The organism is Paraburkholderia sp. A1RI_3L (genome assembly GCF_048957895.1).
Lineage (GTDB): Bacteria > Pseudomonadota > Gammaproteobacteria > Burkholderiales > Burkholderiaceae > Paraburkholderia > Paraburkholderia kururiensis.
In genome coordinates, this window is sequence record NZ_JARCHA010000027.1 from 1 (window position 1) to 19,942 (window position 19,942).

A 19,942-nucleotide genomic window follows, 5' to 3' on the forward strand; every position below is an offset into this window, starting at 1 on the left:
TAAAAATGTCGATAATTTATATTATGTAAATTCAATAATGGCCCTAGGCAACGGCGGCAGTTCCTTCAGGATGCGCGCCGCGCCCAGCAGCATCACCGTGTGCCCATCGTGCCCGCACGCATGCATGACGCCATCCGCGCAAAGGCGTGTCGTCGAGGCCGCAGGCAGCATCGACCGCGAAACGCGTGTGAAGACGATGATCCATGCGAACACGTGCGGCTTCCTGAGACTGCATCGATATCGCCGTCCGGATGGCGTGCAAGAACCTAAATGAAATAGCTGAGTCCGGCGACTACCTGAATCCCCCCAAATACCGCGATCACGATGGCCGATAGGCGCGCGATACCGTGCATGAAGGAGGCAGGCATCTTTCTGCGCAATGCCGCCGTCGCGCTGCTCAGGCACAGCCACCAGGCTGCGGAGCCGACAAAGATGCCCGCAATCATAGGCCATACCGTCAGCCACCCTGCACCTTCCGGCGCTCCCTGCCTGGCCGACAGTGGCCCAAGCGCGGCAAAAACACCGATGAACGAAAGGATGGTCATTGGGTTGGACAGCGTCAGGCCAAACGTCGTCAGAAAATCGCGTGCGATCGTTGTATGCGGTGTCTCCGGTAGAGCCGACGGAGTCGTCGCCGCCTCACGTCCGATGGTCCAGGCGAGCCACACGAGAAAAACTCCACCGCCAATTTTCAGGGCGATGGTTAGTACCGGCAGGGTCGTCGCAATGGCTGCGATGCCCAGTGCGCCCAGCAGTCCATAGACCATATCTGCACATGCCGCACCGATGCCTGTAGCGAAACCGGAGCGAAAACCACGACTCAGGGTTCGCTGGATGCATAGCATGCCGATTGGGCCGACCGGGGCTGCGATGGAGAAACCCATCGCGACAGATTTGATGAACAGCATTTTTCTGCTCCTACGATATGCGTTGCTACGGAAACACATCGTAGGCACTATTTGCAGGCCGCTGAATGCAATTTTTAAGGTAAATTGGCAATTTAACCTTAAAGATATCGACGTCATGGACGACCTGGACTGGAAGGTACTTTCGCTTTTGCAGCAGCATGGCCGCATAACCTATACAGAACTTGCCCGTCAGGTCCATCTGTCGGTGCCTGCGGTGACGGAGCGCGTAAAACGTCTCGAAGAAGCCGGGGTTATCGAGGGTTACGCCGCCCGAGTCAATCCCGTTATGGCGGGCTACGCGGTGAGCGCATTGATAGGAATTACGGTCCCTCAACCTGCGAAAGCGAAGTTTCTCAATCTGCTCGACACGATCCCTGAGGTACTGGAATGCCATCACGTGACCGGGGCTGACTCGTACATCATGCGATTGGTGGCAACGAATATGACCGACCTTGAGCGGTTGATCGAGAGGATCAACCTGTATGGCGAAACCCGCACTTCGCTCGTAATGTCGACACCGCTGGCTAATCGGCCTTTGAAACGGCCGTCCGTCACGTCGCGGAAATCGAAGAACGAGCGCTAAACCAACGGCTGCTAAACGGTCCCGAATTGCGCGCGCCGTATCGGGGAACGGCTGGCCGTGGACAGGCACCTACCATATGCAATGGAAGGCAGCTTGCGCGTGCCCTTTATCGCACGCTGGCCCGGCAGGATCCCTGTTGACGTCAACAACCAGATTGTTCACGTCGTCGATCTTTTGCCGTATGGGACCCAGGCGCTGAGCAAACGTACGACCACCTTTGCCCGATGAGCGCCCTCGTCTATCGACTCTGAGCCTGACGAGGCAACCGGAGACAATTCCTCCTCGAGACCGGCTCCATTGGGGCGACGCGAACGACAAGCACTCCATCGTGAGCGGATCGGACAACCGCTCGAGCAACGGACCGGATGCCGCAAACTTATCATCCGGTAGTGCCGCTCAATAAAGACATCGTGTCCGTCGATAGCAGCAGTTTCAAGGCGGCCAACCCAAGGGCTTTCGCTCACCGGGCGTAAAATTCTCCCGTCACATCGGGTGCTATATAGTTTTTGGGGAGGCGTCGTCAACGGCCCCGAACGACAACACCGTGAGAACCGCCAACCCATAGGTCCGGCAACTTCGTGCCCGTCAGTGGGGAACGAGCCATATGCCCGCTCAGATAACACCCAATCAACTCGTTCAACTGATCATCCCAGGTATCACGGCCGTCTTCTCGCTCGGTTTTGCCTGTGCATGGATCTACGATAGACGATTGCGCTACCTCCGCTTTCTCGCCGCTTCTTTTGCTGCTTTCGCCTTCGGTTCGGCAGTGCAGATCTGTCACCTGCCGGATGAGTGGCGATGGAACGCGCTGATATCGGCGACGTTTTATGTCTCAAGCATTCAACTGTTAGCGGAAGGTGTGTTACGCAGGGCGGGGCTTCACTTCAGGCTGGCAACGCATGCGTCGATCTTCGCGCTGGTGATGGGCGGCATGTTTTACTTCTCCTTCGTGGCGCCGAATCTGCTCGTGCGCGTCTACATTCTGAATCTCAGCGCCGGGTTGCTGATGATGATTACCGCGCTCCGCTTCAGGAAGCGCTGCAATGGGCGCATCGTTAACCACGTGCTTCTCTGGGTGCTGCTGATCTTCGGCGCGAGTTTTTTCATCAGGACGCCGCTCACGACGATCCGGCCTTTACCTCATAGCACTGCACCCTTCGGGCAAACGATTTTCTGGGTCTTGCTACAGTTGTCGCTCGCCCTGATGGGCGCTGTGTTGGGACTCGTGCTGCTGGCCGCCGCGATGTCCGACGTGATCGACCGGCTGACTCTCGAGCGCGATCTCGATCCGCTCACCGAAACGTTGAACCGGCGTGCCTTTGAACGCGTCGCGCGCCACCGCATTGCCGACAGGCACAACTACCCGCTCGCGTTGATCGCGTTCGACATCGACAAATTCAAATCCATCAATGACCGTTACGGACATGCGGCCGGCGACACGGTGTTGCGCCGGTTCGCCGCCATCCTGCGTGCCGCGGTGCGCGAGAAAGACGTAGTAGCGCGTATCGGCGGCGAGGAGTTCGTGCTTCTGCTGCCAGGCGCTGACGAACAGTCCGCGTTTCAGATTGCAGACCGCTTGCGCACCGTGCTGGCGTCTTCACGCTTCAACGAAATCGACGCTACGGTCTGCGTCACGATGAGCGCCGGCGTTGCCCCGTATCGGCCGGGCGAGGCGGTCGCGGCGTTGCTGGCGCGCGCCGATCACCTGCTCTATGCGGCGAAGCGCGCGGGAAGAAATCGGGTGATCACGGAATCGCTGGGTCAGACGCGGGATACCCCCGAGCGCGATATCGCGTGATCGCGCCGAAAGCCGGCGCGCACCCAGACTGCATCGTCACGGACGTACCTGGGTTGGAAAAAGGAGACGCGCCATCGGCTGCATGCTTTGATGCCGGAACGCCGGCAAGTGCGATGCCGAAGCCCCCGATTGCGTCGAGCCAGCGGATCGGGTCAAGCAGCACATCCAGCTCAGTTCGAAATGATTTTGCGCGTTTCCATAACCAAATGCTTATGACAGGAATTTACGCTTACCTTGTCGCGCGCCCACACCGTTTCCGCGATTGACCGCTCCACCTCCGCCTCCTAGATTCATTGTGTCAGCGCACAGGACTCGCGTCCGGCCCCGCGCACGCCGATTGCTCCAGGGACGCCACAAAAAGCAGACAGGGAGACACCATGTTCAGGCATCTGGTCGCCATGGCCGCCGCCGTGGCCAGCACGTTGGCGCAGGCGGCTCCCGCGCTCGATAGCCCCGCGCCCGACAGAAAGGCCGAGTGTGTCGAGACCCGGCAAAGCGAGATCGCGCGCGACACGGAGTCCGTTGCAAGGCTCGACGCCCTTGTCGAGCAGGTGCCGCCGGACGAAGACAAGTATCTCGGCGTCGAATACGGCGCGGCCGACGACGCGCAAAGCCGGGCGCGACTACAGACGCTCCGCCTGCGACCGTACTATCCGGCCTGGGCGTTGCATCGCGAACTCAAGGCGCTCGCGGACGCCCTCGCGCGCGTGGACGCGCCACCTGTGGGCGAAAGCAAAGAGGCCTATCAGATCAAGACGGCCGCATTCGCGCTCGTCCAGGTGGCCGCCGCGTCCCGGGCGCTCTCCACTTATGTCGCGTACGACCAGCAACGGGCGTCTCACGTCCTGAGCGAGGACGACGTCAGCCAGCACACGTTCAGTCTCGGCACCATGGGCGCGGGTCTCGCGTGGTACATCGGCTGCACCGTCGACGCCATGAAGGCGCCCATCGCGCCACGCGGCCGGCCGTCGTCCATCCATCGCACCCGGGCGCACGGTGCCTATGGCGCACCGAGGCGCCGCACGACGAGCGCCGCCGTGCCGGCCGATCCCACCTTCTGGATGCGCGGCGCACGCTAAGCCCCGCGCCTCGCGCGACCGAGGACGGGCGAACGGGCCAACGCGCAGGCCGCCCGCCCGAACCCGCAACAGGGCGCCGACCGTCACCGCCCCGCCCTGCGTCACGCTTCCGGCTGCCGCTTTCGTACGGCTGTCATCCAGCTTCCGCCTGGCTGGCGTACGCTACGCATCGAGCGCGGCTCGCGTGCGACCGGCCGGTGGCCGAAAGGCGCTGCGTTCGAGAACAGCGGACACAGTCGATGAAACCTGAGACGACCCTTCAAAGCTATGGCGCCGACACGGCAGGCATGATCTGCGGCTTTCGCTTCACGTCCGATGCTGCGGGCGAGACGCTCGACGCGGACACGGCAGCGAGCTTTACCGACAGCCCCGCCCAGCCCGGCGAATTTCTGTGGCTGCATTTCAATCTGGCCCATGCGGCCAGCGAGCGCTGGATGCGCGCCCATCTGCGTCTGCCCGAGACGTTCTACGAATTCCTGCGCGAGGGTTCGCACTCCACGCGCATCGAGCAGCAGGAAGGCACCTTGCGCGCCGTCGTGAACGACGTGATGTTCACACTCGACCTGGAAGCGTCCGAGATCGCGACGATGTGGGTCTACGTCGACAGGACGATGATGGTCACGGCGCGCGCCAAGCCGCTGCGCTCCATCGACACGCTGCGTGAAAGCGTGCGGCACGGCGAGCGCTTTCGCTCCCCGGCCGAACTGCTGATTCATCTGCTGCGCGACCAGGCGGACCTGATGATGCAGATCCTGCGGCGCGCGAGCGTCGACGTCGATCGCATCGAAGACCGGTTTCTCTCCGAACGCCCCACGGCCAACCGGACACAGCTGGGCGCGATGCGCCGCACCCTCACCCGCCTGCAGCGCATGCTCGCGCCCGAGCCGGGCTCGATCTTCCGTCTGCTCGCGAAGCCGCCCGCCTGGCTTTTGCCCGAAGACCTGCAGGAATTGCGCGAGTCGACCGAAGAGTTTTCGGTGGTGCTCTCGGACCTCGCGGGCCTCGTCGAACGCATCAGGCTGTTGCAGGAAGAAATCACCTCGAGGCTCGACGAGCAGAACAACCGCACGCTCTTCACGCTGACGCTCGTGACGGTGATTGCGCTGCCGATCAATATCGTGGCCGGCTTCTTCGGCATGAACGTGGGCGGCGTGCCTTTCTCCGAGAACAAGCACGGTTTCTGGCTCATGGTGGTGCTGGTGGCCGGCTTCACGGCGCTGGCGGGATGGTGGGCCTTCCGGCGGCGCGGCGACCGGTAACGCTCACGCAGGCAGTGTTACATGGCATGTTAATATGGTTAACATGCTATAAGCATTACCCGGTCCGCGCGTACGCCGCCGTGCGCGCCCGGCAGGTGCAACGGCGCGCCTGCCGCCTCGGACCGGGGTCCATTTCGCGAACACATTCATGCCTGCGCACTACCTTCGACGCCTCGCGGGTAAAGACCGCAAGACGAGCGCAAACCGCCAGCTCGGTTTCCAGCTCGCGTTCATCGCCGGGGCCACCAATGCCGGTGGCTTTCTGGCGGTCAAGCAATACACCTCGCACATGAGCGGCGTCGTATCGACCATCGCGGACCAGCTCGCGCTCGGCGACATCGAACTCGTGCTGGCCGGCATCGGCTCGCTCATCTCGTTCCTGATCGGCGCCGGCTGTTCCGCGGTGCTCGTGAACTGGGGGCGCCGGCGCGACCTGCACAGCCAGTACGTCTTGCCGCTGCTCATCGAAGCCACCCTGCTGCTGCTGTTCGGCCTGCTCGGCAGTCACCTGGCGTTATGGGAGGCGGCCTTCGTGCCGGTCACCGTGATTCTGCTGTGCTTCATCATGGGGCTGCAGAACGCGATGATCACGAAGCTCTCCGGCGCGGAGATCCGCACGACGCACATGACCGGCATCGTCACCGACATCGGCATCGAGCTAGGCAAGCTGTTCTACTGGAATTCGTCGCGAGTCGGCACGGACGCCCAAACAGTGATCGCGAACCGCGAAAAGCTGAAGATTCACGCCACCACGCTCGCCATGTTCTTCTCGGGCGGCCTTGCGGGTGCGGTCGGGTTCAAGCATGTAGGGTATGTTTCGACGGTGCCGCTCGCCGCGCTGCTGATCTCGCTTGCGGTCGTGCCGGTGATCGACGACATGCTCGACTGGTTTTACGGCGCCGAACGCTAGGCTGCCCTCGGCGCGATCGTTCACAGTCAGTCGGACCTCGTCCAGTCCGGCACCTTCCAGTGCGAAATGCCCGGCTCGTGCCAGACGAGCCGCTTCGGGTCGAAGCACTCGCCCTCCTTCAAACGCTGCGCAGTCGCCCTCAAGCCGAGGTTGCGCGCCCAAGCCAGGGCATGCGCCCGGTCGAAAAGCACCTGTCTTGACGGCAAAGCCTGCGCCTCCTTCCAGGCGAACGCCAGGTAGTTGTCTCCCGTCGCCACCGGGAAGACGGAACGCGACGCGCCGAACGCGCTTTCAAGCCGGGCGAGCTGCTGCGGCAGCGCCGGATCGTCATTGCCGAGATTGATGGCGAGCACACCGCCGTCCGTCAGGCGTTCGCGGCACGCTGCGAAGAACTCGACGCTCGTGCATCGTTCGGGCATGCCGTCGGCGCCGAATGCATCGAGCAGGATCACGTCTAGCAATGGCCCGGCGCTCCCGACCTGGCCGATGTAGTCTGCGCCGTCCGCGCAGAGCACTTCGAAGCGCGCGTCGTCGGGCGGAATGCGGAACGTGTCGCGCAGCGCGATGACTTCCGGATTGATTTCGATCGCGGTGACCTTCGCCTGCGGCAGATGGCGATAGCAGTACTTCGCAAGCGACCCGCCCCCGAGCCCGATCATCGCGATATGCCGTGGCGCGGGCTGCAGCAGCAGGAATCCCATCATGGCCCGCGTATAAGGCAGCACGAGCCGGTCTGGCTGGCGCAGCGACATGAAGCTCTGCGTCGCGAGGTGATCGAAATGCAGCGACACCGCCTGCCCGGTCTCCAGAACGAATGGACGCGCTTCGTCCACGGGCGTCGACAGGAACGCCAGATACGCTTTCCACGACGTCTGATCGCCGCTCATTGTTGTTTCTCCCCTTCTCTACTGTTGTCGGCGCCGGCTCACGGCGCTGTCGTCACTGGGCCGGCCTGCATTGGCCAGACAAGCCATTCGCGCATGAAGTTTCCTGCGCGGATTGATCCTTCACAAAAGCATTCATCGATGCGTGCGATCACCGCACGAATCGCGGGTTACCCCGTAGCCGCCGTGGCTCAAGCGTTGAAGGGCCGCGCCGATATATGTACCAGATAGTTAATAGAGCCTCTCTACCTTGCACCCACGCCGCCACATCACCCACATGACCCACATGAAACTGTCCACGAAACTGCTGTTGCTCGTCGGCGCCGCCCTGCTCGGCGTCGTGCTGCTTGCCGCCATGGCGTTGCAGACACTGCGGGGCGCGCTCATCGAGAGCCGCCGCGAAGAGATCGTCATTCTCCTGACGAAGGCCGAGCATCTCGTGAACGCGTACCGCGCGTTGCAGGCGCGCGGCACGCTCACGCGCGACGAGGCCCAGCAGCAGGCGAAAGTCGCGCTTTCGCAGCTCAACGCGAACACGAAGAGCTACTACTGGGTCACGACCTCGGACGGCATCAACCTCGTGCACCCGAACGCGAAGTTCATCGGCACCCGGGCCAAAGGCAACCGCACGACAGAGGGACTCACGGACAGCGAAGCCTACCGCGCCGGCATGGCACAATCGCACTTCGCGCTCGTCGACGTGCTGATCAGGCGCAGCCCCGATGCGGACGTCGAGCCGAAGCTCCAGGGCGTGGTGTCCATTCCCGACTGGGACTGGTGGATCGGCACGGGCTTCTTCTACGACGACATCAACGCCGCCTTCAACCGGCTCGCCATCGTACTCGGCAGCATCGCGCTCGTCATCGCGGCGGCCCTTGCGGGCATCGCGTGGGCGGTGCTGTGCAGCGTGCGGCGCACGCTCGGCGGCGAGCCGGCCCACGCCGCGCAGGTGGCCACGCAGATCGCCAACGGCAACCTCGGCATCGCGTTCGATGCGACGCGCGCCGGTAAAGGCAGCTTGCTGGCCGCGCTCGGCGAAATGAAGACGCGGCTTGCGGCCACGATTGCCGAAATCCAGTCTGCGACCCACGCGATCGCCGTGGGCACCGGCGAGATCGCGCAAGGCAACCTCGACCTCTCGCAACGCACCGAACAGCAGGCGGCATCGCTCGAAGAAACGGCCGCGAGCATGGAGCAGATCACGGCGACGGTCAAGCAGAACGCCGACAACGCCCGCGAGGCCAACGGCATCGTAAGCACCGCGCGGCTCGCCACGGAACGCGGCGGCGCTGCCGTGCGCGAGGTGGTCGACACCATGCAGCAGATCTCGCAGCAGTCCGGGCGGATTGCCGATATCACGACGGTGATCGAGAGCATCGCGTTTCAGACCAACATCCTTGCGCTCAACGCCGCCGTCGAAGCGGCGCGCGCCGGAGAAGAAGGACGCGGATTCGCCGTCGTAGCCGCCGAGGTCCGTTCACTCGCCCAACGCAGCGCGGCAGCCGCGAAGGACATCAAGGAACTGATCGAGGTGTCGGTCGGCAAGGTGGACAGCGGCAGCCGGCTCGTGGAAGTGGCGGGCGAGCGCATGAACGACATCGTGCGCGCCATCGGCCAGGTGGCGCACATCATGGGCGAGATCTCGGCCGCTTCCGATGAACAGAGCACCGGCATCGAGCAGGTCGGCAAGGCCGTTGCGCAAATGGATGAAGTCACGCAGCAGAACGCGGCCCTCGTGGAACAGGCCGCGGCGGCCGCATCGTCGCTCGACGGGCAGGCGGGGCGGCTCAGGTCGGCGGTCTCCGTGTTCCGGCTGGGCTGATGCCGGCGCGATGGACAAGCAGGCGTCGAGCAAGCGTGACTACGGCGCGCGAAGGCCGGCGCCAAAGATCGCCGGTCCGCGCGCTGCACGGCGCCGACGCCAGCCGGCCGGACCGCAGCGTTCAGATCGCGAGCCGCTGGATGCGATGCGCGAACCGCGCGCGTTCGGCGTCGCCCATGAGCGAAAGGAACTGCTCGGGGCCCATGTGGACGAGTTCTTCGTGATCGCCGGCCTCGAAGTAAATGTCCGGCTGCTGCGCGAGGCTTTCGTCGAGATACGTCGTCATCCCGTAGGCGGTGCAAACGGGCGGCAGCGCGCCCACGTCGCAATCCTTGAAGAGCTCGCGCAGGTCCATCTCCCGCGCAAGCGTCAGGCGGCGGCCCGTTTTCGCCCATAGCTCGGAGAGCCGCACAGCGTAGGTGGAGGGCAACACTGCGGCCACGTAGCCCTGCTCGTCTTCGAGCAGCACCGTCTTGGCCAGCCGGTCGCCGGGCACGTGCGCCGCGACCGCGGTCTCAACACTCGAATGACTGTAGGGGTGATGCACGATCTCGTAGCGGGAGCCCTTGCTGCGCAGGCACTCCTCAAGGGTGGCTGACATCGGCATGACGCACCTCCATGAAAAGAGCGGTCGACGAAAACAGCGCGTGTGCCATCCAGCATAGGTCGCTTTGCGGCGGCCTGCCGGCCCGGTCAGCGTGTCTCGCATGGCGGTTTCGCCAAAGCGCTTCGGCAAAATCCTCACCTCGCCTTACTGCGCCGCAACATTCATTCCTCAGACGGTTTCGAGATAAATTCGCGCTTCTCTCGCCTTTCGTCTGGTTTTTTCGCGCTACGCACGCGCTTTTCGTATCGGCCACGCGCGGCGAATAATTTCCGATTTCTTTCGAGTTTTTTTCAACTACCGTCATGCCACCCGGCAAAAGTTCGCATTGCGAATACCGCCGCGGCGCCTTCCACGACCGGAGCGTGTCATGACGACAAGTACCAAAGTCTCCATTTGCCTGCCGACGTGCGACCGTCCGCACCTGATCGTGCGATGCATCGACTCGTGTCTCGGACAGACCCACGCCGACCTCGAGATCCTGATCGGCGACGACTCCCGCGACGACCGCACCGAGCGGCTCATCGCCACGCGCTACCGGCACGAGCCGCGCGTGGTCTACCAGCGCAATACGCCGCCGCTGGGCCAGGCACGCAACGTCGAGAGCCTCTTTGCCCGCGCAAGCGGAGACAAGATTCTCCTGATCCACGACGACGACTCCCTCATCACGAACGGCGTGGAGCGGCTCCTTGCGCAATGGGAGCGGCATCCGGGGCTCGAGGTGGCGTTCGGCAATCAATACGAGGTAGACCAGCACGGGCGCGTCGATCTCACGGCGAGTCGCAAGCTCAACGCAGCATTCCATCGAACGCCGCGCGCAGCGGGACTGCAGCCGCAGCCGGGCCGCGTGGGTCTCGTGCAGATGTTTCCCAACAATGGGTGGATGGCCAATGCGGCGCTCGTGAAGCGCATCGGCTACGACGGACACTACGGCACGTGCTGCGATTTCGTGTTCGGCACGCGCCTGTGCCTCGCGGCGCAGCAGGTCTGCTATGTGCACGAATACGTGTCGTGCTACCGCAAGACCGACGTCTCCGTTTCGCAGTCCACGCGCCATACGACGAGCGCGGCGTCGATGGCCGCGTGGCAGTTCGTAAAGGGACTCGCGCTGCCTGCGGCACTCGAGCCGGCCCGCAAGGTAGCGCTGCGCCGCCTCGTGCCCATCGTGGTCTCGCTCTACGCGCGCAACGGACAGGCCCGCGCGGGACTCAATCTCGCACTCCGCCATCTGCACGCCTACCGCTACGGACTGAGCCCTCGCCTCTACTATCACCTGCTCATGATCGGCAAGGCAGCGCGGCAGGCGCACGAGGAACCGGCGCCCCTGGCGGGCGAGCAGGTGGTGGACACGACCAGGGTGCGGCTGCCCTGAGTGTGTCGCTGAAGCGTTCGCAAGGGCGCGCGGCGCGCGCCCTGCCCTTCAGCTTCCGACATCAGGGTTCGCGCCGCAGATAACCTTCCGCGGACGGATCGCGCATGCGCAGCGACACGATGCCGGCCAGTGCGCACATGGCCGTGACGTACCAGTAGAACATCGACTCGCTGCCCGCCTGCTTGAGCCAGAGCGCGACGTACTCGGCCGAGCCGCCGAAGATCGCGTTGCCCACCGCATACGAGAGACCGACGCCGATTGCGCGCACTTCAGGCGGAAACATCTCGGCCTTGATGAGGCCGCTGATCGACGTATAGAAACTCACGATGGCAAGCGCGATCGTAACGAGCACGAAGGCCGCGACCGGGCTCGTCACGCTCGCGAGCGCGTGCAGCAGCGGCACGGTGCCGAGCACGGCGAAGAAGGCAAACAGCAGCATGGACTTGCGCCGGCCAATACGGTCCGACAATGCGCCGAACAGCGGCTGCATGACCATGTAGGCGAAGAGCGCGCCCGTCATCACATTGCTCGCGGTCTTCGCGTGCATGCCGGCCGTGTTGACGAGGTACTTCTGCATGTAGGTCGTGAACGTATAGAAAATCAGCGAGCCGCCCGCCGTGAAGCCCACCACCGTCAGGAATGCGCCGCGATGCTGCCAGAGGCCGCGCAGCGTGCCGGCTTCGCGGCGTCGGCGGGTTTCCTCCGTCGTGGTTTCATCGAGCGATTTGCGCAGATAGAGCGACACGAGGGCCGCGAGTGCGCCTACGACGAACGGCACGCGCCAGCCCCACGCCTTGAGTTCTTCGCTGCTGAGCGCCTGTTGCAGGATCACGAGCACGAGCAGCGCGCAGAGTTGTCCGCCAATCAGCGTCACGTACTGGAACGATGCGAAAAAGCCGCGCCGGCCGCGCAGCGCCACCTCGCTCATGTAGGTGGCGCTGGTGCCGTATTCGCCGCCCACGGAAAGACCCTGAAACAGCCGGGCGACGAGCAGCAGCGCCGGCGCGAGTGCGCCGATCTGCGCGTAGGTGGGCAGCACGGCAATGACGAGCGAGCCGCCGCACATCATGAAGACCGAGATCATCATCGCGGTGCGCCGGCCATGCCGGTCCGCGAGCCGGCCGAAGAACCAGCCGCCAATAGGACGCATCAGGAAGCCCGCGGCGAACACGCCCGCGGTGTTGAGCAACTGCGTCGTGGTGTTGCCGCTAGGGAAGAACGCCGGGGCGAAATACAGCGCGCAGAACGAGTAGACGTAGAAGTCGAACCACTCGACGAGATTGCCCGACGATGCCCCGACAATGGCGAAAATGCGGCGGCGCACGTCTGCGGCATCGGGCGCGGCGATAGCGGTCTGGTCTGTCATGCTGGGTGGGTCCTCTGGCTGGATAGAGACGGCGGTCGTGATGCCGCCTTGCCGGCCCCGCCTCTTGCTGGGCGGGCGCGCGCCGGAGTCGGCAGATCGTAAGATTCGGCGCCGGCGTATCTTAGCGGATATCCCAGAAAGCTGACTGAATAGTTTTAGAAAGGAATGCGCGGCGGGTGAATGCCGATGTGCGCTCCGGCTAATGACGCCGGGGGATCGTCCGCGCGTGCTATGGAGGCCGTCGCTTAAGACCGGCGGCAACAAAAAAAGCCAGCCCGGAGGCTGGCCTTGCATGGCATGTTGCTGTGGCGCAGTGGTCGCTATAACCGCTGAGCAGGAAGCCCGCCATGCTCCCTGCCCGTTTTGCGCGAATCTAGAGCCTCAGCGCCGGCGGCACGTACCGGCACTCGTAGCGCTTCCTGACCGTACCGTTCTCGTCCACGCTCTCCAGGTACACGTCGAATTGCCAGAGCCGCGCCATGTGCTTGAGTACCTCGTCGCTATCGCTCGACAGGTGCCGGTTGTCGCTCATGAAGTGGCGCAGTGTGAGACTCCGGTCGCCACGCGTGTTGACCGACCACACCTGGATGTTCGGCTCGCGGTGATGGATGTCGTACTGCCGCGAAAGCGCCTGACGCACGTACTGATAGCCGCTGTCGTCGTGGATGGCCGAGACTTCGAGTGCATCGCGCATGTCGTCGTCGAGCACCGAGAAGAGCCGCATTTCGCGGATCAGGTGCGGCGACAGATATTGCGCCACGAAGCTCTCGTCCTTGAAGTTGCGCATCGCGTAGTGCAGCGCCGGCAGCCAGGGGCTGCCCGCCAGTTCCGGGAACCACTGCCGGTCTTCTTCCGTAGGTGACTCGCAGATGCGGCGAATGTCGCTCATCATCGAAAAACCAAGCGCATATGGATTGATGCCGCTGTAGTAGGGCTTGGTGACGGGCGGCTGGTAGATCACGTTGCTGTGCGAATGGAGAAACTCCATCATGAAGCTATCTTCCAGCTTGCCCTGGTTGTAGAGCGTATTGAGCAGGGTGTAATGCCAGAAGGTAGCCCAGCCTTCGTTCATGACCTGGGTCTGCCGCTGCGGATAGAAGTACTGGCCGATCTTGCGCACGATGCGGATGACTTCGCGCTCCCACGGCTGCAGCAGCGGCGCGTTTTTCTCCGCGAAATACAGCAGGTTTTCCTGCGGCTCAGGCGGAAAACGTTCTTCGACTTCTTCGGCCATCTGCAACGGCCGTGTGGGCAAGGTGCGCCACAGGTCGTTCACCTGCGACTGCAGATACGCCTCGCGTTCGCGGCGCATCGCTGCCTCGCGCTCCAGTGAGAGCTTTTGCGGCCGCTTGTAGCGGTCCACGCCATAGTTCATGAGCGCGTGGCACGAGTCGAGCAACTCTTCGACGCGGTCGAGCCCATAGCGCTCCTCGCACTCGGCGATGTAGTTCTTCGCGTAGACGAGGTAGTCGATGATGGCGTGCGCGTCGGTCCAGAGCCGGAACAGGTAGTTGCCCTTGAAAAACGAGTTGTGCCCGTACGCCGCGTGCGCGATCACGAGCGCCTGCATCGTCATCGTGTTCTCTTCCATGAGATACGCGATGCAGGGGTTCGAGTTGATGACGATCTCGTAAGCGAGGCCCATCTGGCCCCGGCGATAGCTCTTTTCGGTGGAGAGGAAATGTTTGCCGAACGACCAGTGCCGATAATTGACCGGCATGCCGACGGACGCGTAGGCGTCCATCATCTGTTCGGCGCTGATGACTTCGAGCTGGATCGGGTAGACGTCGAGTTCGTATTGCTCCGCAACACGGGCGATATGCGTGTCGTACTCTTCGATCAGCTCAAAGGTCCAGTCTGACGGGCACGGCAACGGCCTTCTGTCGGCTACGTTCATACGGACTTCCCTTTGCCCGGCGACGGGCATTTCGGTGCGCCCCCGCGCTTCACCCTGCTCGGTTGCGCTCTGCGCGGCTTCCTTCTGAACGCGCGGCTCGTCGTGGTTCTGCGAGCCCGCGTCTTTGCCGCGCTCCGGCTGGTAACCGCGCGCTTCGTTATCCAGATGCCGGGTCGTCATGATGCGGCCGCCTGCTTTTCAAACAGCTCCCGGAACACCGGATAGATATCGGCGGCCGTTTCCACCTTCTTCATCGCAAGGTGCGGGACGGTTTCCGCCAACTGGGCGTACTCGAGCCAGAGGTTCTGCTCTTCGGGGGTCACCTGGATATAGGCAAAATACCGCACCTTATCGAGGATGTCATCCGAAAGGATCTTGCGGCACTTTGGCGAGTCGTCGGTCCAGTTATCGCCGTCCGACGCCTGCGCCCCGTAAATATTCCATTCAGTCGGCGAGTAGCGCTCTTCGATGATCTTGCGCATGAGTTCGAGCGCGCTCGACACCACCGTGCCGCCGCTTTCGGTCGAATGGAAGAACGTGTCCTCGTCGACCTCTTCGGCGCGCGTGTGGTGACGGATGAACACCACCTCGATGCGCTCGTAATTGCGTTTGAGGAACAGGTACAGCAGGATGAAGAAGCGCTTGGCCAGATCCTTGCGCTGCTCGTCCATCGAACCCGAAACGTCCATCAAACAGAACATCACCGCCTGGCTGGACGGTTGCGGCTGCTTGACGCGGTTCACGTAGCGCAGATCGAACGGATCGATGAACGGAATACGCCAGATGCGGCCGCGCAGATGATGGATCTCGTCTTCGAGCAGCTTGATCTCTTCGCGCCGGTCCGCCGGGTCGGCCTTGAGCTCTTCGAGCTGGCGTTCGAGTTCGTGCAGCTCGTTGACGAGCGGCGCACCCAGCGCGATGCGCCGGCCGAGTGCGCTGCGCAGCGAGCGCACCACGTCGATGTTGTTCGGCGTGCCTTCAGCGGCCCAGCCTGCGCGCACGCTCTTCCACGTGGGCACGGCAAGCAGGTGCGTTTTGACGAGCCGCGGCAACTCCAGGTCGTCGAAGAAGTACTGCATGAACTCTTCGCGCGAGAGTTCGAAGACGAAGTCGTCCTGCCCCTCGCCTTCGTTGCTCGCCTGGCTGCCGCCTCCGCCCGAGCCGCCGCCCGGGGGCCGCGGAATGCGGTCGCCGCGAATGTAGTCGGCATTGCCGGGATGCACCATTTCACGCCGACCGCCCGGGCCATGCCGGAACGACGGTTCGGCGATGTCCTTGCGGGGAATGGTGATGCTCTGGGTGTTCTGAATGTCCTTGATGCTGCGGTCACGCACCGCTTCCGAAACGGCGTGACGAATGTAGTTCTTTACGCGACGCAGGAAGCGCTCGCGATTTGCAATGCTCTTGTTCTTGCCGGCCAGTCTGCGGTCGATGATCTGGTGAAGCACATCCGGTCTCCCGCTCCAGTTTTAGAGAGGCGAAGCGCGGGTTGCGGATGCGACGTACGTGTACGTCATCCCGCAACCGGCGGCCATGCGGCCCGCGTCTCGCAAGGTGCCCGCGCGGTCCCCGTCAAGCAGGCTCGCGCGGGCTGTACGCCCGCCGTTTTCATGACGACTTGCGCACACGCAGGTACCAGTCGCACAGGAGCCGGACCTGCTTCGGCGTGTAGCCTTTGGCGACCATCCGGTTGACAAAGTCTTCGTGCTTGCGCTGTTCCTCCGCCGACCCCTTCGCGTTGAACGAAATGACCGGCAAAAGTTCTTCCGTGTTCGAGAACATCTTCTTTTCGATCACGACGCGCAGTTTCTCGTAGCTGATCCAGGCGGGGTTCTTGCCCGCGTTGGCCGCCCGTGCGCGCAGCACGAAATTGACGATCTCGTTGCGGAAGTCCTTGGGGTTGCTGATGCCCGCGGGCTTCTCGATCTTCTCCAGTTCGGCGTTGAGGGCCGCGCGGTCGAAGCTCTCGCCCGTGTCGTGGTCGCGGAACTCCTGGTCCTGAATCCAGAAGTCGGCGTACGTCACGTAGCGGTCGAAGATGTTCTGCCCGTACTCGGAGTACGACTCCAGATAGGCTGTCTGGATCTCCTTGCCGATGAACTCGGCGTAGCGCGAGGCGAGTACATCCTTGATGAACGAGAGGTACTTCTGTTCCGTTTCCGGTGGGAACTGTTCGCGCTCGATCTGCTGTTCGAGCACATACATCAGGTGCACCGGGTTGGCCGCGACCTCGGTCGAATCGAAGTTGAACACGCGCGACATGATCTTGAACGCGAAGCGCGTGGACACGCCGGTCATGCCCTCGTCCACGCCGGCGAAGTCGCGATACTCCTGGTACGACTTCGCTTTTGGATCGGTGTCCTTGAGGTTCTCGCCGTCGTACACCTGCATCTTCGAGAAAAGACTGGAGTTCTCCGGTTCCTGCAAACGCGTGAGCACCGAGAACTGCGCCATCATCTTGAGCGTGCCTGGCGCACACACCGCACTCGCAAGCGACGAATTGCGCAGCAGCTTCTCGTAGATCTTCATCTCTTCCGAGTAGCGCAGGCAGTACGGCACCTTCACGACGAAGATCCGGTCGAGCAGTGCTTCGTTGTTGCGATTGTTGCGAAATGCCTTCCACTCGGACTCGTTAGAGTGCGCGAGGATCACGCCGTCAAACGGGATTGCACCGAAGCCTTCCGTGCCCTTGAAGTTGCCTTCCTGAGTCGCGGTGAGCAGCGGGTGCAGCACCTTGATCGGCGCCTTGAACATTTCCACGAATTCGAGCAGGCCCTGATTCGCGAGGCACAGGCCACCCGAGTAACTGTAGGCGTCGGCGTCGTCCTGCGCATATTGTTCGAGCTTGCGGATATCGACCTTGCCGACAAGCGAAGAGATGTCCTGATTGTTCTCGTCGCCGGGCTCGGTCTTCGCAATGCCGATCTGCCGCAGGATGGAAGGATAGCGGCGCACCACGCGGAACTTGCGGATGTCGCCGTTGTACTCGTGAAGCCGCTTCACGGCCCACGGGCTCAGAATGCTCTTGAGGTAGCGTCGCGGAATTCCGTATTGCTCTTCGAGGATCGGACCGTCCTCGTCGTAATCGAACAGGCCGAGCGGCGACTCGTTCACGGGCGACCCTTTGATCGCGTAGAACGGCACGCGCTCCATCAACTGCTTGAGACGCTCCGCAATCGACGACTTGCCGCCCCCTACCGGTCCAAGCAGATAGAGAATCTGCTTCTTCTCTTCGAGCCCCTGTGCCGAATGGCGGAAGTACGACACCACCTGTTCGATCACATCTTCCATTCCGTAGAACTCACGGAACGCGGGGTAAACCTTGATCACCTTGTTCGCGAAGATCCGCGAGAGCCGCGGGTCGTTGCGAGTGTCGATCTGTTCAGGCTCGCCAATGGCCATCAACATGCGCTCGCCGGCGGTGGCGTACGCGGCGGGATTGTCTTTGCAGAGCGCGAGATACTCCTCGAGCGAGAGTTCCTCCTCTCGCGTTTTCTCGAAGCGGGTCGCGAAACTGCTGTAGATATCCATGCTACCTCCTCGCCGAAGTCTGCGACCGATGTCGTGCGCGGCGCGCTAATCGGAAACGACATCGCTCGAATTCATCCTAAACCCTTTTAAATTTTTTTTCACGGGCTCGTTGCTAAAAAAGCGCCGTACTGCGTTCGCGCAAAACGCGCTGGAAAGCGCGTACAGCGTCACCTACAATCTTCGTCCCTGCTGCGTCATTCCTGCGGTACATCTGCTTCGTCAAGCAAGCCTCGATGGGCAACATCAAGACGTCTTGCCCCAACCCCTTCACGCTCTGTCACGCGACGCGACGCGACGCACTGTCACGTTCATGGCACATCAGCCCATGCCCGTTAGCACCTTTCCATGGTTGCTGCTCACGGCTCAGCAACGCACAGGCTCTGGTGGTTCCACCCGGTTCGTCTCACCATGTCTGTCGAAGCCATGCGTTCATGCATGGGTAGCGCCGGGGATATCGCTGCCGTTTTCCGTTTCAACGCGCCGACCTCATTGTGCGATTACAGCCTTGGTAGCGTGTTACAACTTCTTCCTGCGCTTCGATGTCACGCCCACCGTGCAAGGGGGATGCCTGCTGTTTCGCAGGCTGCAGCCCGATCGAAGTTGCGTGTTCCGTATGTGTGAAACCTGTGGCGCTTCACCTGCAATAACGGCGGGCGAAACGTTGTCAGCGAGAGGGGTTATCCACGAGAGGGTCTACCCGGACCCGAAGGAAGACGGCACGACCGCAGCGAATGCGGCATGCGCACGCCGGAGGCGGACAGCATGTCACGGCGCTTGCGCGTCAGCCAGCGACAGGGAAACAGCAGTGAGCGGAAGAAAGCAGAAAAGAAACGGAAAAGAAGCGGAAAAAAGCGGCGGGCGTTAAAGAAGCGAAACCTCGACCTCGCCGAGGCCGTCGATATGCGCATGAACCGCCCCCGGCCCTTCGATGCGATGGGCCCCCACATATGAGCCCGTGGTAACCGTCCAGCCCGGCTCGATCGTGATGCCCATGGCGGCGCAGTGATTGACGAACCAGACCAGGAGTTCGCGGGGATCGCCCGCCGGATTGGCCGGCGCTTCGGGCACGAGCGAACGGCCGTCAAACGACAGTTCGAGTTCGGGCGCGACAAAGTCGAACGTGCGCGCGAAACCGCTATAGGACACGGGGTGGCCGATCACGAGCGCACCGTTGTTCTGGGCGTCGGCGAGTTGCGCAAGCGGCGCGACGTTGGGCCAGCCGCCAAAGCGGCTATCGACGATCTCGATAGCCGGCAGCACGGAACCGACCAGCGAGAGCACCTCGTCGCGCGCATACGCCTCGCTGCGAGGCGCAATGGCGTGGCCGAAGCGAAACGCGATTTCGAGTTCGATCAGCACACGGAAAAACAGGCCGCGCTCGAGCCGCGCAGGAGATTCGTACACAGCCGTGGCGGGAATGGGCGCACCGGCCGCCTCCCCACCGGGCGAGCGGGCGCCGATCTTCCAGCCGCCTGTCGTCGTGCCGAGCCCCGCAATCACCTTCTGCTGGATGGCGTAGGCGGTGGCCGCGTCCGGCGGCAGCGCATCGGCAGACAGCGTCTCGATGAGGCGATGCTCGCGGCGCGCATCGATGAGGTATTGCGCAAGGTCGTTACGCGTCATGTGGGATTCCTCCTCGCTCGCTCCGTTGGTTTGCTGCCGCCCCTGCACCCGCGCCTGCACCTGCACCTGTGTCTGGCGGCGAAGCGGTGCCGCCCGCATGGCTGCTGCGGCAGATACCGGCGACGCCATCGCGTCAGCGTGCTGCGGCTTTGGCCGCCGCATCCGTGCAGGCGGCGTGCCAGGCAGACGCATGGCTACCGCGCACGACAATGTACCGGAACCCGGGCCGCGTCGCGACCGTTCATTTATGAAGAATGAAAAAAAGACCGCCATTGCATGTCATGGCGGTCTTTTCTGGACATTCGC

15 protein-coding genes and 2 pseudogenes are annotated in these 19,942 nt (G+C 62.8%); 8 read left to right on the plus strand and 9 right to left on the minus strand.

The features are described from left to right. Nucleotides 1-36: 36 nt before the first annotated feature. A pseudogene (locus PXJ20_RS31830) lies at nt 37-141 on the minus strand (M20/M25/M40 family metallo-hydrolase); the annotation flags it as partial. Between the two features lie 125 nt (nt 142-266). Then, entirely contained in the window at nt 267-908 is a 642-nt protein-coding gene (locus PXJ20_RS31835) for a LysE family translocator (RefSeq protein WP_421029252.1), read from the minus strand. A gap of 115 nt (nt 909-1,023) precedes the next feature. Between PXJ20_RS31835 and PXJ20_RS31840 the strand changes: the two genes are divergently transcribed. The 6 genes and pseudogenes from PXJ20_RS31840 to PXJ20_RS31865 all read left to right on the plus strand — a co-directional run bounded on the left by PXJ20_RS31840 (nt 1,024) and on the right by PXJ20_RS31865 (nt 6,537). Further along, entirely contained in the window at nt 1,024-1,491 is a 468-nt protein-coding gene (locus tag PXJ20_RS31840) for an Lrp/AsnC family transcriptional regulator (protein ID WP_126879401.1), read from the plus strand. Nucleotides 1,492-1,505: 14 nt separating this feature from the next. After that, nucleotides 1,506-1,665 (plus strand): annotated as a pseudogene (locus PXJ20_RS31845) (arylsulfatase); the annotation flags it as partial. A 430-nt stretch (nt 1,666-2,095) separates the two neighbouring features. After that, nucleotides 2,096-3,289 (plus strand): GGDEF domain-containing protein, encoded by a 1,194-nt coding sequence (locus tag PXJ20_RS31850; RefSeq protein ID WP_421029251.1) that lies wholly within the window; start codon nt 2,096-2,098, stop codon nt 3,287-3,289. A gap of 377 nt (nt 3,290-3,666) precedes the next feature. Further along, nucleotides 3,667-4,368, plus strand: coding sequence for a hypothetical protein (locus PXJ20_RS31855; RefSeq protein WP_017775897.1), 702 nt, complete (start codon nt 3,667-3,669; stop codon nt 4,366-4,368). Between the two features lie 239 nt (nt 4,369-4,607). Continuing rightward, complete coding sequence (locus tag PXJ20_RS31860; protein WP_421029250.1) at nt 4,608-5,627, plus strand: transporter; 1,020 nt, start codon at nt 4,608-4,610, stop codon at nt 5,625-5,627. Between the two features lie 148 nt (nt 5,628-5,775). Then, nucleotides 5,776-6,537 carry a YoaK family protein gene (locus PXJ20_RS31865; protein ID WP_277597974.1) on the plus strand — a complete coding sequence of 254 codons (762 nt, stop codon included), beginning with the start codon at nt 5,776-5,778 and terminating at the stop codon, nt 6,535-6,537. Nucleotides 6,538-6,563: 26 nt separating this feature from the next. On the opposite strand, the gene PXJ20_RS31870 is transcribed toward PXJ20_RS31865, so the two are convergent. Continuing rightward, nucleotides 6,564-7,424, minus strand: a complete 861-nt coding sequence (locus tag PXJ20_RS31870; RefSeq protein ID WP_277597973.1) for a fused MFS/spermidine synthase — start codon at nt 7,422-7,424, stop codon at nt 6,564-6,566. A 283-nt stretch (nt 7,425-7,707) separates the two neighbouring features. On the opposite strand from PXJ20_RS31870, the gene PXJ20_RS31875 reads away from it, so the two are divergent. Then, entirely contained in the window at nt 7,708-9,243 is a 1,536-nt protein-coding gene (locus PXJ20_RS31875; protein WP_421029249.1) for a methyl-accepting chemotaxis protein, read from the plus strand. Nucleotides 9,244-9,364: 121 nt separating this feature from the next. Here the strand turns inward: PXJ20_RS31875 and PXJ20_RS31880 are convergent, their stop codons facing one another. After that, nucleotides 9,365-9,850: an aminoacyl-tRNA deacylase gene (locus PXJ20_RS31880; RefSeq protein WP_421029248.1), complete on the minus strand. Its 486-nt coding sequence runs from the start codon at nt 9,848-9,850 to the stop codon at nt 9,365-9,367. Nucleotides 9,851-10,217: 367 nt separating this feature from the next. Between PXJ20_RS31880 and PXJ20_RS31885 the strand changes: the two genes are divergently transcribed. Then, nucleotides 10,218-11,219 (plus strand): glycosyltransferase family 2 protein, encoded by a 1,002-nt coding sequence (locus PXJ20_RS31885; protein ID WP_421029247.1) that lies wholly within the window; start codon nt 10,218-10,220, stop codon nt 11,217-11,219. A 61-nt stretch (nt 11,220-11,280) separates the two neighbouring features. Here the strand turns inward: PXJ20_RS31885 and PXJ20_RS31890 are convergent, their stop codons facing one another. The 5 genes from PXJ20_RS31890 to PXJ20_RS31910 all read right to left on the minus strand — a co-directional run bounded on the left by PXJ20_RS31890 (nt 11,281) and on the right by PXJ20_RS31910 (nt 19,636). Continuing rightward, on the minus strand, nt 11,281-12,585 hold the full coding sequence (locus PXJ20_RS31890) for an MFS family transporter (protein ID WP_421029246.1): 1,305 nt from the start codon (nt 12,583-12,585) through the stop codon (nt 11,281-11,283). A gap of 373 nt (nt 12,586-12,958) precedes the next feature. Then, complete coding sequence (locus PXJ20_RS31895; protein ID WP_421029245.1) at nt 12,959-14,662, minus strand: SpoVR family protein; 1,704 nt, start codon at nt 14,660-14,662, stop codon at nt 12,959-12,961. Further along, nucleotides 14,659-15,930, minus strand: a complete 1,272-nt coding sequence (locus tag PXJ20_RS31900) for a YeaH/YhbH family protein (RefSeq protein WP_017775906.1) — start codon at nt 15,928-15,930, stop codon at nt 14,659-14,661. The genes PXJ20_RS31895 and PXJ20_RS31900 overlap by 4 nt, the downstream gene beginning before the upstream one ends. A gap of 160 nt (nt 15,931-16,090) precedes the next feature. Beyond that, a complete protein-coding gene (locus tag PXJ20_RS31905) occupies nt 16,091-18,013 on the minus strand; it encodes a PrkA family serine protein kinase (protein ID WP_017775907.1) in 1,923 nt (640 codons plus the stop codon). Nucleotides 18,014-18,874: 861 nt separating this feature from the next. Continuing rightward, complete coding sequence (locus PXJ20_RS31910) at nt 18,875-19,636, minus strand: 2-keto-4-pentenoate hydratase (protein WP_421029244.1); 762 nt, start codon at nt 19,634-19,636, stop codon at nt 18,875-18,877. Nucleotides 19,637-19,942: the final 306 nt, after the last annotated feature.

Bases quoted from the DNA above. Each gene is read 5' to 3' on its own strand.
- PXJ20_RS31855 (WP_017775897.1), top strand. From the start codon at position 3,667: ATGTTCAGGCATCTGGTCGCCATGGCCGCCGCCGTGGCCAGCACGTTG.
- PXJ20_RS31875 (WP_421029249.1), top strand. From the start codon at position 7,708: ATGAAACTGTCCACGAAACTGCTGTTGCTCGTCGGCGCCGCCCTGCTC.
- PXJ20_RS31870 (WP_277597973.1), bottom strand. From the start codon at position 7,424: ATGAGCGGCGATCAGACGTCGTGGAAAGCGTATCTGGCGTTCCTGTCG.
- PXJ20_RS31860 (WP_421029250.1), top strand. From the start codon at position 4,608: ATGAAACCTGAGACGACCCTTCAAAGCTATGGCGCCGACACGGCAGGC.
- PXJ20_RS31890 (WP_421029246.1), bottom strand. From the start codon at position 12,585: ATGACAGACCAGACCGCTATCGCCGCGCCCGATGCCGCAGACGTGCGC.
- PXJ20_RS31885 (WP_421029247.1), top strand. From the start codon at position 10,218: ATGACGACAAGTACCAAAGTCTCCATTTGCCTGCCGACGTGCGACCGT.
- PXJ20_RS31850 (WP_421029251.1), top strand. From the start codon at position 2,096: ATGCCCGCTCAGATAACACCCAATCAACTCGTTCAACTGATCATCCCA.
- PXJ20_RS31835 (WP_421029252.1), bottom strand. From the start codon at position 908: ATGCTGTTCATCAAATCTGTCGCGATGGGTTTCTCCATCGCAGCCCCG.
- PXJ20_RS31905 (WP_017775907.1), bottom strand. From the start codon at position 18,013: ATGGATATCTACAGCAGTTTCGCGACCCGCTTCGAGAAAACGCGAGAG.
- PXJ20_RS31895 (WP_421029245.1), bottom strand. From the start codon at position 14,662: ATGACGACCCGGCATCTGGATAACGAAGCGCGCGGTTACCAGCCGGAG.
- PXJ20_RS31880 (WP_421029248.1), bottom strand. From the start codon at position 9,850: ATGCCGATGTCAGCCACCCTTGAGGAGTGCCTGCGCAGCAAGGGCTCC.
- PXJ20_RS31910 (WP_421029244.1), bottom strand. From the start codon at position 19,636: ATGACGCGTAACGACCTTGCGCAATACCTCATCGATGCGCGCCGCGAG.
- PXJ20_RS31865 (WP_277597974.1), top strand. From the start codon at position 5,776: ATGCCTGCGCACTACCTTCGACGCCTCGCGGGTAAAGACCGCAAGACG.
- PXJ20_RS31840 (WP_126879401.1), top strand. From the start codon at position 1,024: ATGGACGACCTGGACTGGAAGGTACTTTCGCTTTTGCAGCAGCATGGC.